Annotated in this window: 16 protein-coding genes; 8 read left to right on the top strand and 8 right to left on the bottom strand. The window is 62.4% G+C overall.

What is annotated here, in order from left to right:
* Nucleotides 1-4 precede the first annotated feature (4 nt).
* Both ACM5SV_RS16815 and ACM5SV_RS16810 read right to left on the bottom strand, forming a co-directional pair.
* Nucleotides 5-856, bottom strand: coding sequence for an oxidoreductase (locus tag ACM5SV_RS16815; RefSeq protein WP_171815708.1), 852 nt, complete (start codon nucleotides 854-856; stop codon nucleotides 5-7).
* Nucleotides 857-912: 56 nt separating this feature from the next.
* Nucleotides 913-1,284: an Atu4866 domain-containing protein gene (locus ACM5SV_RS16810; RefSeq protein ID WP_012759809.1), complete on the bottom strand. Its 372-nt coding sequence runs from the start codon at nucleotides 1,282-1,284 to the stop codon at nucleotides 913-915.
* Between the two features lie 128 nt (nucleotides 1,285-1,412).
* On the opposite strand from ACM5SV_RS16810, the gene ACM5SV_RS16805 reads away from it, so the two are divergent.
* From ACM5SV_RS16805 to ACM5SV_RS16795, 3 genes are all read left to right on the top strand, one after another.
* The gene (locus ACM5SV_RS16805; RefSeq protein ID WP_012759810.1) at nucleotides 1,413-2,309 is read left to right on the top strand and encodes a LysR family transcriptional regulator; all 897 of its coding nucleotides are present in this window, start codon (nucleotides 1,413-1,415) and stop codon (nucleotides 2,307-2,309) included.
* 198 nt (nucleotides 2,310-2,507) lie between these two features.
* Complete coding sequence (locus ACM5SV_RS16800; RefSeq protein WP_128438475.1) at nucleotides 2,508-3,362, top strand: helix-turn-helix domain-containing protein; 855 nt, start codon at nucleotides 2,508-2,510, stop codon at nucleotides 3,360-3,362.
* A 38-nt stretch (nucleotides 3,363-3,400) separates the two neighbouring features.
* On the top strand, nucleotides 3,401-3,946 hold the full coding sequence (locus ACM5SV_RS16795) for a YbhB/YbcL family Raf kinase inhibitor-like protein (protein WP_012759812.1): 546 nt from the start codon (nucleotides 3,401-3,403) through the stop codon (nucleotides 3,944-3,946).
* Between the two features lie 107 nt (nucleotides 3,947-4,053).
* Here ACM5SV_RS16795 and ACM5SV_RS16790 read toward each other — a convergent pair whose 3' ends face one another.
* A complete protein-coding gene (locus tag ACM5SV_RS16790; RefSeq protein WP_041935616.1) occupies nucleotides 4,054-4,545 on the bottom strand; it encodes a GNAT family N-acetyltransferase in 492 nt (163 codons plus the stop codon).
* A gap of 275 nt (nucleotides 4,546-4,820) precedes the next feature.
* Between ACM5SV_RS16790 and ACM5SV_RS16785 the strand changes: the two genes are divergently transcribed.
* Both ACM5SV_RS16785 and ACM5SV_RS16780 read left to right on the top strand, forming a co-directional pair.
* Complete coding sequence (locus ACM5SV_RS16785) at nucleotides 4,821-5,702, top strand: AraC family transcriptional regulator (RefSeq protein WP_012759814.1); 882 nt, start codon at nucleotides 4,821-4,823, stop codon at nucleotides 5,700-5,702.
* Nucleotides 5,703-5,914: 212 nt separating this feature from the next.
* Entirely contained in the window at nucleotides 5,915-6,445 is a 531-nt protein-coding gene (locus ACM5SV_RS16780; RefSeq protein ID WP_012759815.1) for a dihydrofolate reductase family protein, read from the top strand.
* Nucleotides 6,446-6,524: 79 nt separating this feature from the next.
* Here the strand turns inward: ACM5SV_RS16780 and ACM5SV_RS16775 are convergent, their stop codons facing one another.
* Nucleotides 6,525-7,421: a LysR family transcriptional regulator gene (locus tag ACM5SV_RS16775; RefSeq protein ID WP_222015132.1), complete on the bottom strand. Its 897-nt coding sequence runs from the start codon at nucleotides 7,419-7,421 to the stop codon at nucleotides 6,525-6,527.
* Nucleotides 7,422-7,684: 263 nt separating this feature from the next.
* Here ACM5SV_RS16775 and ACM5SV_RS16770 point away from each other — a divergent pair, with 263 nt between their 5' ends.
* Nucleotides 7,685-8,419: an SDR family NAD(P)-dependent oxidoreductase gene (locus ACM5SV_RS16770; protein ID WP_003544700.1), complete on the top strand. Its 735-nt coding sequence runs from the start codon at nucleotides 7,685-7,687 to the stop codon at nucleotides 8,417-8,419.
* 92 nt (nucleotides 8,420-8,511) lie between these two features.
* On the top strand, nucleotides 8,512-9,138 hold the full coding sequence (locus ACM5SV_RS16765) for an NADPH-dependent F420 reductase (protein WP_409565776.1): 627 nt from the start codon (nucleotides 8,512-8,514) through the stop codon (nucleotides 9,136-9,138).
* A 196-nt stretch (nucleotides 9,139-9,334) separates the two neighbouring features.
* Here ACM5SV_RS16765 and guaA read toward each other — a convergent pair whose 3' ends face one another.
* From guaA to ACM5SV_RS16750, 3 genes are all read right to left on the bottom strand, one after another.
* Nucleotides 9,335-10,897 (bottom strand): glutamine-hydrolyzing GMP synthase, encoded by a 1,563-nt coding sequence (gene guaA / locus ACM5SV_RS16760; protein ID WP_222015133.1) that lies wholly within the window; start codon nucleotides 10,895-10,897, stop codon nucleotides 9,335-9,337.
* 92 nt (nucleotides 10,898-10,989) lie between these two features.
* Entirely contained in the window at nucleotides 10,990-11,628 is a 639-nt protein-coding gene (locus ACM5SV_RS16755; protein ID WP_012759820.1) for a 5'-methylthioadenosine/S-adenosylhomocysteine nucleosidase, read from the bottom strand.
* A complete protein-coding gene (locus ACM5SV_RS16750; RefSeq protein ID WP_003544704.1) occupies nucleotides 11,625-12,074 on the bottom strand; it encodes a PaaI family thioesterase in 450 nt (149 codons plus the stop codon). Before ACM5SV_RS16750 ends, ACM5SV_RS16755 begins: the two co-directional genes overlap by 4 nt.
* 266 nt (nucleotides 12,075-12,340) lie before the next feature.
* On the opposite strand from ACM5SV_RS16750, the gene ACM5SV_RS16745 reads away from it, so the two are divergent.
* Nucleotides 12,341-13,417 (top strand): DUF2252 family protein, encoded by a 1,077-nt coding sequence (locus ACM5SV_RS16745; RefSeq protein WP_012759821.1) that lies wholly within the window; start codon nucleotides 12,341-12,343, stop codon nucleotides 13,415-13,417.
* Between the two features lie 16 nt (nucleotides 13,418-13,433).
* Here the strand turns inward: ACM5SV_RS16745 and ACM5SV_RS16740 are convergent, their stop codons facing one another.
* Complete coding sequence (locus tag ACM5SV_RS16740) at nucleotides 13,434-14,513, bottom strand: DUF1513 domain-containing protein (protein ID WP_419425336.1); 1,080 nt, start codon at nucleotides 14,511-14,513, stop codon at nucleotides 13,434-13,436.
* Nucleotides 14,514-14,517: the final 4 nt, after the last annotated feature.

Raw genomic sequence — 14,517 nt, 5'->3', positions numbered from 1 at the left:
ACGGTTAGCTTGGAAAATCGGCGCTGAGCGTCGTCTCCGCCCAGGCGTCGAAATTTGTGCGCAGCGCATCGAGCCGTTCGCGGGCGATCTTCAGGGCGGGTGCACCGAGCAGCAGGCGCAGCGGCGGCACGTCCGCTTCGAACGCCGATATGATCGCGGTTGCCGCGCGCGCGGGATCGCCCGGCTGGTTGCCGGAGATCGAGCGGGTGGCCTGGCGCCGCTTGCCTGACGTTTCGGCGTAGTCTTCGATGATCGTGCTGGATTCGACCATCGACCGGCCGGCCCAATCCGTGCGGAAGGCGCCCGGTTCAAGGATCGTCACATCGATGCCAAGCGGCCTGACCTCATGCGAAAGCGATTCCGACAAGCCTTCGACCGCGAACTTGGTGGCATGGTAATAGCCGGTTGCGGCAAAAGCGACGAGCCCGCCGAGCGAAGAGACGTTGAAGATATGCCCTTGCCGGCGTCGGCGCATGCCCGGCAGAACCTGCTTGGTGACGGCGATCAGTCCGAAGACATTGGTCTCGAACTGGGCGCGTATCTCGGCATCATCGCCCTCTTCGATCGCCGAGAAGTAGCCGTAACCGGCATTGTTGACGAGGACGTCGATCGCACCGAAATGCGTTTCGGCGTCACGAACCGCGCCGGCGATGGAGCGGCTGTCCGTCACATCGAGTGCAAGGGCAAGCGCGGGGTCGCCGTGTTGCGCCGTGAGATCTGCCAGGGTCTCGGGTCTGCGCGCTGTAACAGCGGCGCGCCAGCCACGGGCCAGCACGGCTTCGGCGAGCGCCCGGCCGAGGCCGGACGATGCGCCGGTGATGAACCAGATGGGTGTTGGGGAAGACATGATCGTCATCCTTTCCGGCCGGCAAATGCGGCCTTCTTGTGTGGTGTTGCCTTTCGGGCGGCACGTCATTTGCGCCGAAGCACCATGCCACCGTGATGGAGGGTATTGCCGTCGACGAAATCGCCGTCGGCTGTGAAGCCCGTGTCATCCCAATATTCGATGTGGTTTCCGGTGACGTCGTAGCGTCCTCGATAGGCGCTTTCTCTGCTGCCACGGGCTTCGTCGTAACGGCCATTCGGCAGAAGCTCGTGGCGGACGCGGCCATCATCCGTAACCCACATGCCGACATAGGAATGTTGCTGCATAGCGTTCTCGCTTGTTTGTTGCTGGTGAGATTGGCGGTTCATGGCATCGGCGGCTGACGAACTGATCGCCGTGCCAGCCAGGGTGATCGCCGTGAAAAACGGCAGGACCGAGCTTTTGAAAAACTTTCGCATTGCCTTGCCTTTCGAAGAAGATTTGCCGATGAGTGGGTCTTGGCGTTGACCTCGACCTGAAAGATAGCGCGCCGATCCGCGGCGATTAAGTTGCCAATCCATGATGCCTTGGTTAGAAGTGCTAACCAATGGTCGACGATCTCGAAGGCATTTCAGTCTTTCTTGCGGTGGCGGAGGCGCGGAACTTCCGGCTTGCCGGCGAGCGGCTTGGCGTCACCCGTTCCGCCGTCAGCCAGGCCCTGCAGCGCCTCGAGGATCGGGTCGGAGTCGCCCTGGTCCAGCGCACGACGCGCAGCGTCAGCCTGACCGAAGCCGGCGAAGTGTTCTTCGAGGCGGTTCGTCCATCGGTCCGGCAGGTCAATGATGCGATGCAGACGGTCCGGGAAATGCAGGCGCGCCCGAGCGGCCTGCTGAGGATCACCGTTTCCTCGATCGCCGAGAACTTCCTGTCCGGCACCTTGCTGGCCGGCTTCATGGAAGCCTGCCCTGACATCAAACTCGATATCACCATCACCGATGACGAATTCGATATCGTCGAGGCCGGGTTCGACGCGGGCGTCCGGCTGGGCGAGGTGATCGAGCAGGACATGATCGCGATCTCCGTCTCCGAAGAGCAGCGACAATGCGCGGCGGCATCCCGCAGCTATCTCGACCGCCGCGGCCATCCCCGCCATCCCCGCGAGTTGCAGAACCACGCCTGCATCGGATGGCGCCCACGCCCGGATACGGCGCCCTATCGCTGGGAGTTCACCGAAAACGACCGCGACTTCGACGTCTCCGTCGATCCCACTGTTACGACCAACGACATGGGAATGATGATCCGTATGGCCTGCGCGGGGGCAGGCATCACCTTCGGCATGGCGGAAACCTTCCAGTCCTATATCGACCGCGGCGAACTCGTGCCGCTGCTGGAGGATTTCTGTCCACCCTTTCCGGGCTTCTATCTCTACTACCCCAGGCGCCAGAGGCAGCCGCTGAAGTTGCGCGCATTGGTCGATTATGTCCGCAGCTCCGACCGGCGGTAATGCGGTCTGGGCTTAAGCCGCCGCTGGTAAGTCTCGACGGCGATTTCAGGCCAGTCGCACGGGCTCAAATCCTGCGGCTTGGGCTGATGTTGCCGCTGGCATCCGGCTTTGATATTCCCGATGATAGAGGCCAGCGAGGCGGCGCGCGCTCTATAGACGCCACCGCTCGCCGCGCTTCCATCCTTTTGCGGAGAACATATGCTCGACGACGTCTTTCCTGTTCCGGCCAGGGCTTTGATCCGTCAGGGTGGGCGGGCCTGTTTTTATCGTCTCGTCAATACGAGCCCCTTGTTGATACAGGTGCAGTCGGGAACCAAGATCGTCATGGCCGATGATAAGGCTTTGCGCCTCGAAGCCGGCGCTTATGGCTTGCTGCCCGACTATCGACCGTTGACGATGGAGAACATTCCCAAGGCGCCGCAGAAGTATCAGACCCTGGCGCTTCCCGTTCCGCGACAGCTGTTCGAGGAAGCCTACAGCAGGATGGGGTCGATTGCCGTCCCATCAAGGCCTGTCCCGGCAGTCACCTCGGACCTGCCGGAAGAAGCTGCGGCATTGTTTGACTATTGCTGTCAGCCCGGCAATCTGACGAGGCTTCCCGGCGCCATTGCCAAGGCGCGGTTGCTCGAACTCATCACTTGGTTTGCGCTCGGCGGAGCGGTGCTGGGCCAATGCCAAAGTCCTCGGCTCGAGGACCGGCTGCGGCAGATGATTGAAAGCGATACGGCCTTTGATTGGACGCTGGGGCACGCGGCGCGCTCGTTCAACATGAGTGAAGCGACGCTGAGGCGGAAGCTCGCCGCCGAAAGTACCGGCTTTACTGAGATCTTGAGCGATACAAGAATGAACCGCGCCTTGGGCCTCATTCAAACCACAACCCTGCCGATGGCGCAGATTGCGCTTGAGGTCGGTTACGACTCTCCTTCTCAATTCGCGGCGCGTTTCAAAGAGCGGTTCGGCGTCAATCCGCGCCATGTCCGGGGTGGCTCTGAGCGTTTTGAGCGGATCGGGGCAGAAGTTGAGCGTAGCGGGGCAGATGCGCTTGCGCGGTGACGATAGTTTTCCGGCATTATCAACCGCAGGAAAACAGCATGCGTTTCATCACAGCAGTACTTCTCGCTACGTCCGTCTTCGGCGCGACGGCCGCACAGGCCGAAATGAAGCTCACCTCGAAGGATCTGGTCGCCAGCAAGTCCATGGCCGACGCGCAGATCTTCAACGGCTTCGGCTGCGCCGGCAAGAACATCTCGCCGGAGCTGACCTGGTCGGGTGCGCCTGAGGCGACCAAGAGCTTCGCCATCATGGCTTACGATCCGGATGCTCCCACAGGCTCGGGCTGGTGGCATTGGTCGGTGTTCAACATTCCCGCAAATGCCTCGGAGATTGCCACCGGCGCCAGCGGTGACAAAAAGCTTCCGGCAGGCGCCGTCGAAGGTCACACGGATTTTGGCATGTCCGGATATGGCGGCGCATGCCCGCCGGCCGGCGATCAGCCGCACCACTACAAGTTCACCGTCTATGCGCTCTCGGTGGACAAGCTCCCGCTTCCTGAGACCGCCCCGGCTGCCATGGTTGGCTTCTATGTCAGGGCCAATACGCTCGCCAAGGCCTCCGTCGAGGTGACCTACGGCCGCTGAAGCCGGCTTCGGATCCGCAGTCGTCATTCCCCTCATGACAACGGCCGGCCGAGGTAATTGAACCTTGGCCGGTCGTTTCCGGTCTGGGGCTTCCCTGGTCTGCAAACCTAGACGGTCATTGCTTCCCAGCAGATCAACGGACCGTCTTCGGCATCGACACGCTCGCCGATACGGATAAAGCCATTGCGTCCAAGAACGCGCCGGGACGTGATGTTGTCGACCCCGGTCTCCGCAGAGACTAAGGCCACGCGATGGTCGTTCCGCGCCCACTGAAGCAACTGCCCTATCGCCCGCGTGGCGCATCCACGGCTTTGGCGGGAAGGCGCAACCCCATAGCCGATATGGATATTGCCATCCCGCGGAACCTTGATGACAGAGCAAAGGCCGACGATCTCGTCATCCTCCACGATCATCCAGGCCGACGGTGAAAATTCCGCGCCGATGTCAGCGGCGAGGCGGCTCAACATCGCCAGGACTTCAGGAGGTGCAATGGCGCTGTCTTGGACAAGGCGCAGATGAGCAGGGGCGATGCCCTTCAGCAGCGCGTCAAAATCATGAGATGTTAGTTCGATAATCATAGTCTTCTCGACATTAGACATGCGCCGGCATTGGCGCGCGAAAGGCCGAGCGATAGAGCGAGGATCAGCTCTCGGTCACGATGCCGAGCGCCTCTATCCCTACCGCCGCAGCCGGTGAGTTCTGGATCGTTGCGACGGCAAACAAAGGCATTCTCCTCTAAGACGGAAATGCGAATAACAGTGCCAGGCGAGGATCGCAAGATGCTCCGATCGGGCGGCACCGGCTAACCGCAAGATCGGTCGAGCGCTGCGTTGCCTGAGGGATCTAGTTTGAGCTGCCACGGAGACCAAGACGAATGACCGCAGCGCTTCGGAACTATCATGAGCGGATGCAGCGAGTGCTGGATTATGTCGACCGGCACCTCGATGACGATCTCGATCTTGACGTTTTGAGCAGTGTCGCAGCCTTCTCGAAATTTCATTTCCACCGGCAGTTCACGGCGACCTTCGGATTGTCAGTGTATCGCTATATCCAGCTTGCCCGCATGAAGCGCGCTTCATACCGGCTGGCTTACAGGGACGAAGAACGCGTCACCGATATAGCGATGGATGCCGGTTACGACGCACCGGATGCCTTTGCCCGCGCCTTTCGGCAACGGTTCGGGCAATCGCCTTCGTCGTTCCGGAAATCTCCCGAATGGGAGCCGTGGCTTGCCGCCTTCGGGCCTCTCGACAATGCAAGGAGCAAGCTCATGCAGAAGACTTTCATCGCTGAAGACGTGATAATTCGCAATGTGCCTGCCACGCCGGTGGCGATCATGGAGCATCGGGGCGACCCTGCGTCGCTCGGCGCCACCATCCAGCGGTTCATCGCCTGGCGCAAGGCCGCTGGCCTGCACCCCAGGACAAGTCCGACCTTCAACGTCTGGCGCTCCGAGCGGCGTCCTCAGTCGCCTGCCGATTATAGCGTCGACCTTTGTGTCGGGATCAGCCAACCAATCGAGGCGAACGGCGAAGAGATCAAAGCCGGCGAGATCCCCGGCGGGCGCTGCGCGGTGCTGCGTGTCGTCGGCAACACCGACAATCTGGAGCCCGCCGCCCTCTACCTTTATCGCGAATGGCTTCCGGCCAGCGGCGAGGAAGCACGCAACTTCCCGATCTATTGCCAACGGCTGAGCTTCTTCCCGGAGGTGGCGGAGCATGAGGCGGTGGCGGAGCTGTTTCTGCCGCTGAAATAGCGTCCTCTGACGGCGGCTTGTCTATGCTGATAGCCTGAGGTGGGCAGGTCGTTGTCCACCTCAGGCCGGCCGGTTGGCGGCCATCGGATCGCGGATCGCTGTGCACTTCAAAAACCAATTACGAAATAAAACCAGTTGAGCTAACTTCCAACCGATTGCATAATGCAAGCAGGTCTGCGCGCGGATATGCCGTTTTAGGAAAGGAAGTGAAGATGGCTAAGCTTGTGTTCGGAATGAACCAGTCCCTGGACGGCTACGTCGATCATATGGCGTTTGCGCCAAGCCCGACACTCTTCCGCCACTTCATCGAAGAGGCTCAGCGGCAGGCGGGTAGTGTGTACGGTCGTCAGATGTATGAGGTCATGCGCTACTGGGACGACGAACATCCTGAATGGGATGCAGAGCGACAGGCTTTCGCGACGGCGTGGCGGAGCCAACCGAAATGGGTCGTCTCGCGCTCATTGGCGTCGGTCGGTCCCAAGGCCACGCTTGTTGGGGAAGATCTTGAGGCCGCGATCCGCGAACTGAAGGCGGAACGCGACGGCGAGATCGAAGTTGCCGGCCCCAATTTGGCGCAAAGCCTGACCGAACTTGGCCTGATCGATGAGTATCGAATCTACCTGCACCCAGTCGTGCTCGGTCACGGCAAGCCATATTTCGCCGGACCCCGGCCGCCGCTCCACCTGATGGCTCATGACCGGATTGGCGAGGATGTGATCAGGTTGACCTACGTTCCGGCTTGATCTCGGGACTCGCTAGATGGAAATCGCAGCTCGGCTTCCGACCGGATGACGGCAAGCGTCGCCGGCGACCTGCCGGGCGTCAGTCGCGGGATATGGGCAGCCCCGCGAGAAGCGGAGCGTATGCGGAGAGCCTGCGGGATACGAACTCCGTGAAGAGCCGCACGCGCTTCGTCTTGCGTGTCTCCCCTTGTGTGAGAAGCCAGAGCGTTCCGTACATGTGCAGGTCGGTGCCCGGCACCCTCACCAATAGGGGGTCGGCATCTCCGACGAAGCAGGGCAGTGTCGTGATCCCGAGCCCTTGCCGTACAGCAACGATCTGCGCCTCGCCGTCCGTGGTCCTGAATGGAACCCCCGTGGTGCGAATCTCACCCTCGCTGGCCCAATCCGGAATTCCATGAATGCTTATGACGATCCACCGGATCGGATCAGGCGCACCCGCACGCCAAGCGGCTAGTCGATCGCAGGACATGTAGACGCCGCCGAACACCTCCGGTCCCTTCAGGCCGTGAAGATTGAGCGGCAGAGTTTTACGGTCGTAGACGACGCGGATCGCCACCTCGGCCTCTCGGTTGGTCAGATTTGCCAGCTCGCCGGACGACACGATTTCCATCTCGATATCAGGATGCAGACGCGCGAAATCGGCGAAATCCGGCATGAGCAGGTGTGTCGCGAGGGTCGGAGCCAACGTCACCCGCAGAAGCCCGCGCACGCTCTGGTCGCGCCCGAAGACGCGCGTCTCCAGCTGGTGCGACGACGCTTCCATCTGGTTCGCGAGCTCAAGGACCTCCTCGCCCGCAGCCGTCAGGCGGTAGCCCGAAGGCAGCTTTTCGAACATCTGCGCCCCGAGGCGTTCCTCGAGCTGTGCGATGCGTCGCAGCACGGTCGAGTGATACACCCCGAGGCCCTCGGCGGCAGCCCGCACTGAGCCTCCGCGCGCCACGGCAAGAAAGTAGCGAATGTCATCCCAGTCGATCATGGTGCAATCCTGCACCGCGCGGTGCGTCTTCCAAAGCTCGTATCGAACGCATCGTACAGCAGTACGGGCGGTCATCCCAGCTTGCGTCGACGATAGCGGCCAAATTCCGAACGGCGGACACCGATCGTCGCGACTGGCGTCGGTCGTCCAGCCGGATCGATTTTGCACCACCGATGTGCGCACTTCCGCACTCAACAACTGATGCCGGCGGACCCATTTCGACGGTCTCGGGGGCGTCCCCGAATGATCAAAGGATGCATGACATGAACAGACTGAATGGAAAGACCGCCGTGATCACCGGTGGCGCTACCGGCATCGGCCGCGCCGCAGCAAAGCGGTTCATCGAGGAGGGCGCCTTCGTCTTCATCTTCGGCCGCCGGCAGGAAGCGCTCGACGCCGCTGTGGCCGACCTCGGGCCCAATGCTCGCGCGGTGAAGGGCTCGGTCTCCGATCTGGCCGACCTCGACCGGCTTTACGGGGCGGTGAAGGCCGAGCGTGGAACCCTGGATATCGTCTTCGCCAATGCCGGGGCGGGAAGCCAGCTTGCGCTCGGCAAGATCACCGCCGAGCACATTGACGAAACCTTCGACACCAATGTGAAAGGTACGATCTTCACGGTCCAGAAGGCGCTGCCGCTGATGGGCCAGGGCGGTTCGATCATCCTGACCGGATCGAGCGCCGGCACCACGGGCGCACCGGGATTTACGGCCTACAGCGCAAGCAAGGCGGCAGTGCGCAACCTCGCGCGGACCTGGGCGGAGGACCTGAAGGGCACCGGCATCCGGGTAAACGTGCTGTCACCCGGGGCGACGGCGACCGAACTTGCGAAGGAGGCGCTGGGCGAGGAAGGCCAGAAGGCCTACGGGGCGATGACGCCGCTCCAGCGTATGGCCGATCCGGCGGAGATCGGGGCGGCGGCTGCCTTTCTCGCGTCGTCGGACAGCAGCTTCATGACCGCCAGCGAGGTCGCCGTCGACGGCGGCCTTGCGCAACTCTGACGCGCTGCACCTGGCCAGGCGCTCCATTCGATTTTTTCGGAGCTCCGTAGGGCTCGGTAGATAACCCAGCGCCGCTAAGGGTCGGGAAATCAATATCAACACAATATCGGAGAAGCATTATGAGCTACGCAATTGTAGGATTCGGCAAGATAGGCCAGGCCCTCGCCCACGCCTTCGCCCGTAAAAACATCGCCGTGACCGTCGCGAGCCGCCGGCCGTCCGAGGTGTTGGCGCCGCAGGCTCGGGCGATTGGACCCACGGTCGTCGCCAGGTCGCTGCGGGATGCACTCGAGGCCGACACGATCATCCTGGCAGTCCCGTTCGGCGAGCATCGCGAGGTTGCGAAGGCCCTGCCGAGCTGGAAAGGCAAGACGGTCATCGATGCGACGAACGCATTTCCCGTCCCCGAAGAGCTGGACGGCCTCCCGTCCTCCGCCTTCGTCGCGAAATCGTTCACCGGCGCCAAGTTCGTGAAAGGGTTCAATCACCTGATTGCGGCCACCCTGGCTGCCGATCCGATCGTCGAGGGCGGGCACCGGGTCGTCTTTCTGTCGAGCGACGACGAGGACGCGATCGCTCCCGTGGCGGATTTGGCCAAACAACTGGGGTTCGCACCCGTCGAGCTGGGAAAGCTCAACGAGGGTGGCGCGCTGGTGCACGCACGCGGCCGCACTTGGGGCCAGCTCATCTTCCAGGATTTGTTCAAGAAGGAGCAGTAATCGATCTATGATCGTGTGATCGACGCCGAGAACTGGTCGCGCGCGCTAGCACGATGCGTAGATTCAAAGTGTTAGAGCGTCCTTCGTGCGTCCGAAAGGACTCACGGCGCTCTAACATCTTCGAGCAGCGCGCGACCGAATATTTGAAGGCCACAAAGTCGTGAAGGTTGGGGTGGGCCCGACGGCGGTACTCCCCTCACTCCCACTCGATCGTGCCGGGCGGCTTGCTCGTCACATCATAAACCACGCGGTTGATGCCGCGCACTTCGTTGATGATGCGGGTGGCGGCGCGGCCGAGGAATTCCATGTCGTAGTGGTAGAAGTCCGCCGTCATGCCGTCGACGGAGGTGACGGCGCGCAGCGCACAGACGAATTCGTAGGTGCGCCCATCGCCCATGACGCCGACGGTCTGGACGGGGAGCAGCACGGCGAAGGCCTGCCAGATGGCGTCGTAGAGGCCGGCCTTACGGATTTCGTCGAGATAGATCGCATCGGCCTCGCGCAGGATCTCCAGCTTTTCGCGGGTGATGCCGCCGGGGCAACGGATCGCCAGGCCCGGGCCTGGGAAGGGGTGACGGCCGATGAAGCTGTCGGGCAAGCCGAGTTCGCGGCCGAGTGCGCGCACCTCGTCCTTGAAGAGCTCGCGCAGCGGCTCGACGAGCTGCATCTTCATGCGCTCCGGCAGACCGCCGACATTGTGGTGCGACTTGATCGTCACCGACGGGCCGCCGGTGAAGGAAACGCTCTCGATCACGTCGGGATAAAGCGTGCCCTGGCCGAGGAAGTCGGCGCCGCCGAGCTTCTTTGCCTCTTCCTCGAAGGTCTCGATGAACAGCCGGCCGATGATCTTGCGCTTGGTTTCCGGGTCGCTGACACCCTCGAGTTCGCCGATGAAGCGATCGGCCGCATCGACGTGCAACAGGTGCAGATTGTAGTGCTCGCGGAACATGGCGACGACGCCGGCCGCCTCGTCCTTGCGCATCAGCCCGTGGTCGACGAGGATGCAGGTCAGCTGGTCGCCGACGGCCTCGTGGATCAACAGCGCTGCGACGGAACTGTCGACGCCGCCCGAAAGCGCGCAGATGACGCGCTTGTCGCCCACCTGTTCGCGGATCTGCTCGACCGCCTTCTGGCGATAGGCTGACATCGACCAGTCGCCCTTGAGGCCGGCAATATTGTGAATGAAGTTGCCGATCAGCTTGGCGCCATCAGGCGTATGCACGACCTCGGGGTGGAACTGCACGCCGTAATATTTGCGCTTCTCGTCGGCGATGAAGGCATAGGGTGCGTTGGAGGAGGTGGCGACCACCTCGAAACCATCCGGCAGCGCGGTGACGCGGTCGCCATGGCTCATCCAGACTTGGTGGCGCGAGCCGGAGGACCAGAGGCCCTCGAACAGCTGGCAGTCCCTGTCGACCTCGAGGAAGGCGCGGCCGAATTCGCGGTGATGGCCGCTCTCGACCTTGCCGCCGAGCTGCATGCACATCGTCTGCTGGCCGTAGCAGATGCCGAACACCGGCAGGCCGCTCTCGAAGATGATGTCAGGCGCTCGCGGCGATCCCTCGTCCACCGTGGAAGCCGGGCTGCCGGACAGGATCACGGCCTTCGGCTGCAGGCGGTGGAAGCCCTCTTCGGCCGATTGGAAGGGAACGATCTCGCAATAGACACCGGCCTCGCGCACTCGTCGTGCGATGAGCTGGGTCACCTGGCTGCCGAAATCGACGATGAGAACGGAGTCGGGATGTGCTGTCTGGGTCATGGCGAGGCTTTAATGAAAAGCGCCTCGCCTGGCAATCCGGGAAATCGGCGGCATCGGGTTTTTATTGTTCCAATTGTCCCGTATTCAGAGGCTCAGAACCAGAAAACCCCATCCTCCAGCGCCGTGAACAGGCTGTCGACGCCGTAGGAGAGCTTGCGGTCGACGATGTGCAGATATTCGGTCCAGCCCGAAATATGCTGCAGCTCGACGGCGCCGTCGGAAATGCCGCGAAGGCCGATCAGCGGCAGCTTGTAGCCCTGGCAGGCCCGCAGCACCGCATAGGTCTCCATATCGACCATGTCGGCGTCGATGCCGGTATAGGCGGCGCCCGAGATGATGTTGCCGCCGGTAGAAAGACTTGCTTCGGCAATGCCGGGAATGCGCAGCGGCAGATCGAGCGTTGCGGGCAGGTCGAGAAAGGGTGTCTTGCCCTTTTCGAAGCCGAGCGGCGAGGCGTCCATGTCGCGGTAGGAAACCGAGGTCACCTGATAGATTTCGGTCTGCTCCAGTTTCGCGGAGCCGGCCGAGCCGAGGGACACGACGAGATCGGGCAGGTCGTCGACAGCATCCAGCCGCGCCAATGTCTTGCTCAGCGCGATGGCCGCCTCGACCGGGCCGACGCCGGTCATCAGAGGTTCGATGCGCGAACGCAGGAAGGGACCGTATTCGGCCTCCGCCGCCATGACGAAAAGGATGGATTTCCCCGCGACCGATTTCAGTTCGAACTTCATCCCGTAATGCCCTCTCTACCGCGGATCACCATCATCGTACCGGTCATGGAGGCGATGAGTTTCGCCGGCCCGTCGCTGATCGCATAGCCTCGCCCGTCGGCGACGATGATGGTGGAGCCGGGTTTGGTGATTTCCCCACGAAACAGGAAGCGATCGCCACGCCCCGGCGACATGAGATTGACCTTGAACTCGATCGTCAGGATCGAGGCTTCCGGGTCGATGACGCTATAGGCGGCAAAACCGCAGGCCGAATCGAGCGCTGCGGAAATGATGCCCGCATGCAGGATGCCGTGCTGCTGTGTCAGTTTGACGTCGAAGGGTAGCTCGATCTCCACGACGCCGTGCTCGACGCGCGTCAGCTCCGCGCCGATCGTTTCCATCGCCGCCTGCCGCGCAAAATTACGGCGGATTCGCGCGCGGAAATCGCCCCTGTCAGTCTCGCTCATGTCTGCCCCTCTTGCAGCCGCGAAATTGGCATGGCGCGCCGCATTCGACAAGCTGGACATTGCTGAAATCGGTCCGGGCGGCGATGGAAACCCGGGACCGTGTCGCCGAGGCAACCTTTCACCTTTCCGTCGCCGTGCAAGCCGATACAGCTGGTCAGTACCGCTGGCCAATACCGCTGGATCGTGGCGATCCGATGCGAAGACGATTGCAGCTTCGCGCGGCGCGCGTATTCTCCGCACGCGTCGCGAAATGATGGAGTGCCGGCATGACGACGATATCGCAATCGGTCCGGAATTTCGAGACCTGGCTGGCCGTCGAACTCGGCGACGATCTCGTCAAGGACGATCTCCGGGAAAAGCACGAGAAGATGCGAAGTGGCGATTTCGTCTTCCTGCGCGCCACCTACTGGCGCTGGTGCGAGATCATCCTCGATATCTGCCCGGAACTTAAAGGCGCGCCTGAGATATTGGCGATCGGCGATACGCATCTGGAGAATTTCGGTACCTGGCGCGATATCGAGGGCCGGCTCGTCTGGGGTGTCAATGATTTCGACGACGCGGCGGTGATGCCCTATGCATTTGATCTCGTTCGCCTTGCGGCAAGCGCTGTCCTGGCCCGCGGCGACGACGGTCCCTCGGTTCGCATGATCGGCGAATTGATCTTGAGCGGCTATCGCCGGGGCCTTGAAAATCCGTTGCCCGTCATCCTCGAGCGCGACCACAAATGGCTGCGCAAGGCGCTGCTGCTGCCGAATTCCGAACGCCGAGAATTCTGGGAGAAATACGAGATGTTGCTTCCCGGCAGCAAGCCGCCACCATCAGCCTACACCAAGGCGCTCGCAGACGCGCTGCCGTCCGGGGCAGGACCCTTCGTGCCGAAGCCGCGCAGCGGCGGCACCGGCAGTCTCGGTCGGCTGCGTTTCGTCGCCTATGCCGAATGGCAGGGTGGGCCGGTGCTGCGCGAGGCGAAGGCGCTGCTGCCGTCCGCCTGGTCGCTTCGCCACAACCCGCAGGACATGGCGATCCATGCGGAAGAGATCGCCAACGGGCGGGCGCGCTCAGCCGATCCGCACTACCGGGTCTCCGGCCGCATCCTCGTGCGCCGGCTCTCACCGAACAGCTGCAAGGTCGAAGTCGACCGGCATCCCGAGATCCTGCTTTCGCCGACGATGCTCGAACTGATGGGCTTCGAGATCGCCAATTGCCATTCCGACGATGCGGCGGCCGTTGCGGCGATCCTGAAGGATTTGGCGGCGCGGGGAAACGAATGGCTGCATGAGGCGGCAAGGGCCGCGGCATCGAGCGTCAGCGCCGAGCAGAAAGCCTATTCGCGTGCCAGCTAAAACTCTGCTTCCGTGATTAGATCCGCACGATGTGCTGATCCCAGGCGACGTCACTGCGGGTCGACAGGAAATCGCCGTCATAGGAGGAGACGGCAAAGCCGCTTCTTGCCGGGGCGATGCCTGCTGCATCGGGAACGGAAGTCTCGGCCAGCATCTTGCCCGTCCTTGCATCGATGGTCACCGAGGCGCCGCCCTTCGGCGAGGCGATGCCGACGAGACCTTCGCTGCGATTGACGGCGATCGCCCCGACGTAATTGGCAAGCCTGCGCGTGGTCTCCTCCGGCAGGTCGATGAAGGTAAGATCCTCCCCCTTGGCGAAGTGGCCGACAAGCGGCGGCAAATCCTTGCGGTGGCCTTCATACTGGCAGGCGAACCAGATGCGGCCCGCGCCGTCGAGATCGACATGGCGGGTGGAGAGTTCTGCCCATTCCGCCGGCAGCACATGTTTTTCGACCAGCGCACCTGTTGCCGCATCGATCAGCGCAAGCGACGGCTGCATCTCTCCGAGATTGAGCTTGGCGCGGCCGAAATCCGGATGCGTCTCGATGCCGCCATTGGCAACGATGAGCAGGCGTCCGTCGTCGGAAACCGTCATGTCGTGCGGACCGATGCCGTAGGTTTCGAATTCGCCGATGCGGGTGAAGCGGTCGGTGGCGTCGTAGAGGCCGATCATGCCGCAATTGCCGTCGAAGTCGTTCTCGCTGGCGTAGAGCAAACGGCCGTCAGGAGAGAAGGCGCCGTGACCGTAAAAATGCCGGTCCTCCCTGGAGTTGATGACGATCGGCTCGCTTTTGTTCCAGGGATCGAAGATCATCGCATAGGTGCCGGGCCGGCGCGCGAAGGCGACCGTCTTGCCGGTACTGGCGCTGAAGGCCATGCCGTGGGCGCGGGCGGGAAGCGCCACCTGATCGACGATCTCGCCGCGCTCGGTCACGGTCGCAATGGCAAAGGAGCCGTCGGCTGCCCGGATGCCCGAGGCATAGACCGCATCGGTCCTCTCCAGCGCCATCAGCGACCTTGGCGTCAAGGTGGCAAGGAAGCTGAGCCCCGCCGCCTTGACGAAGCTGCGTCGGTCGATCGCGGCACTTTGCATCATCGTC

This window comes from Rhizobium sp. CRRU65 (assembly GCF_048551595.1).
In the GTDB taxonomy this organism is placed as follows: Bacteria; Pseudomonadota; Alphaproteobacteria; order Rhizobiales; family Rhizobiaceae; genus Rhizobium; species Rhizobium leguminosarum_J.
The sequence above is the reverse complement of the archived record's forward strand: the minus strand, read 5'-3'. Positions and strand labels throughout refer to the sequence as shown.

Coding starts and splice junctions, on each gene's coding strand:
- ACM5SV_RS16805 (WP_012759810.1), top strand. CDS start 1,413: ATGGTCGACGATCTCGAAGGCATTTCAGTCTTTCTTGCGGTGGCGGAG.
- ACM5SV_RS16795 (WP_012759812.1), top strand. CDS start 3,401: ATGCGTTTCATCACAGCAGTACTTCTCGCTACGTCCGTCTTCGGCGCG.
- guaA (WP_222015133.1), bottom strand. CDS start 10,897: ATGACCCAGACAGCACATCCCGACTCCGTTCTCATCGTCGATTTCGGC.
- ACM5SV_RS16775 (WP_222015132.1), bottom strand. CDS start 7,421: ATGATCGACTGGGATGACATTCGCTACTTTCTTGCCGTGGCGCGCGGA.
- ACM5SV_RS16810 (WP_012759809.1), bottom strand. CDS start 1,284: ATGCGAAAGTTTTTCAAAAGCTCGGTCCTGCCGTTTTTCACGGCGATC.
- ACM5SV_RS16815 (WP_171815708.1), bottom strand. CDS start 856: ATGACGATCATGTCTTCCCCAACACCCATCTGGTTCATCACCGGCGCA.
- ACM5SV_RS16780 (WP_012759815.1), top strand. CDS start 5,915: ATGGCTAAGCTTGTGTTCGGAATGAACCAGTCCCTGGACGGCTACGTC.
- ACM5SV_RS16740 (WP_419425336.1), bottom strand. CDS start 14,513: ATGATGCAAAGTGCCGCGATCGACCGACGCAGCTTCGTCAAGGCGGCG.
- ACM5SV_RS16785 (WP_012759814.1), top strand. CDS start 4,821: ATGACCGCAGCGCTTCGGAACTATCATGAGCGGATGCAGCGAGTGCTG.
- ACM5SV_RS16755 (WP_012759820.1), bottom strand. CDS start 11,628: ATGAAGTTCGAACTGAAATCGGTCGCGGGGAAATCCATCCTTTTCGTC.
- ACM5SV_RS16745 (WP_012759821.1), top strand. CDS start 12,341: ATGACGACGATATCGCAATCGGTCCGGAATTTCGAGACCTGGCTGGCC.
- ACM5SV_RS16770 (WP_003544700.1), top strand. CDS start 7,685: ATGAACAGACTGAATGGAAAGACCGCCGTGATCACCGGTGGCGCTACC.
- ACM5SV_RS16800 (WP_128438475.1), top strand. CDS start 2,508: ATGCTCGACGACGTCTTTCCTGTTCCGGCCAGGGCTTTGATCCGTCAG.
- ACM5SV_RS16790 (WP_041935616.1), bottom strand. CDS start 4,545: ATGTCTAATGTCGAGAAGACTATGATTATCGAACTAACATCTCATGAT.
- ACM5SV_RS16750 (WP_003544704.1), bottom strand. CDS start 12,074: ATGAGCGAGACTGACAGGGGCGATTTCCGCGCGCGAATCCGCCGTAAT.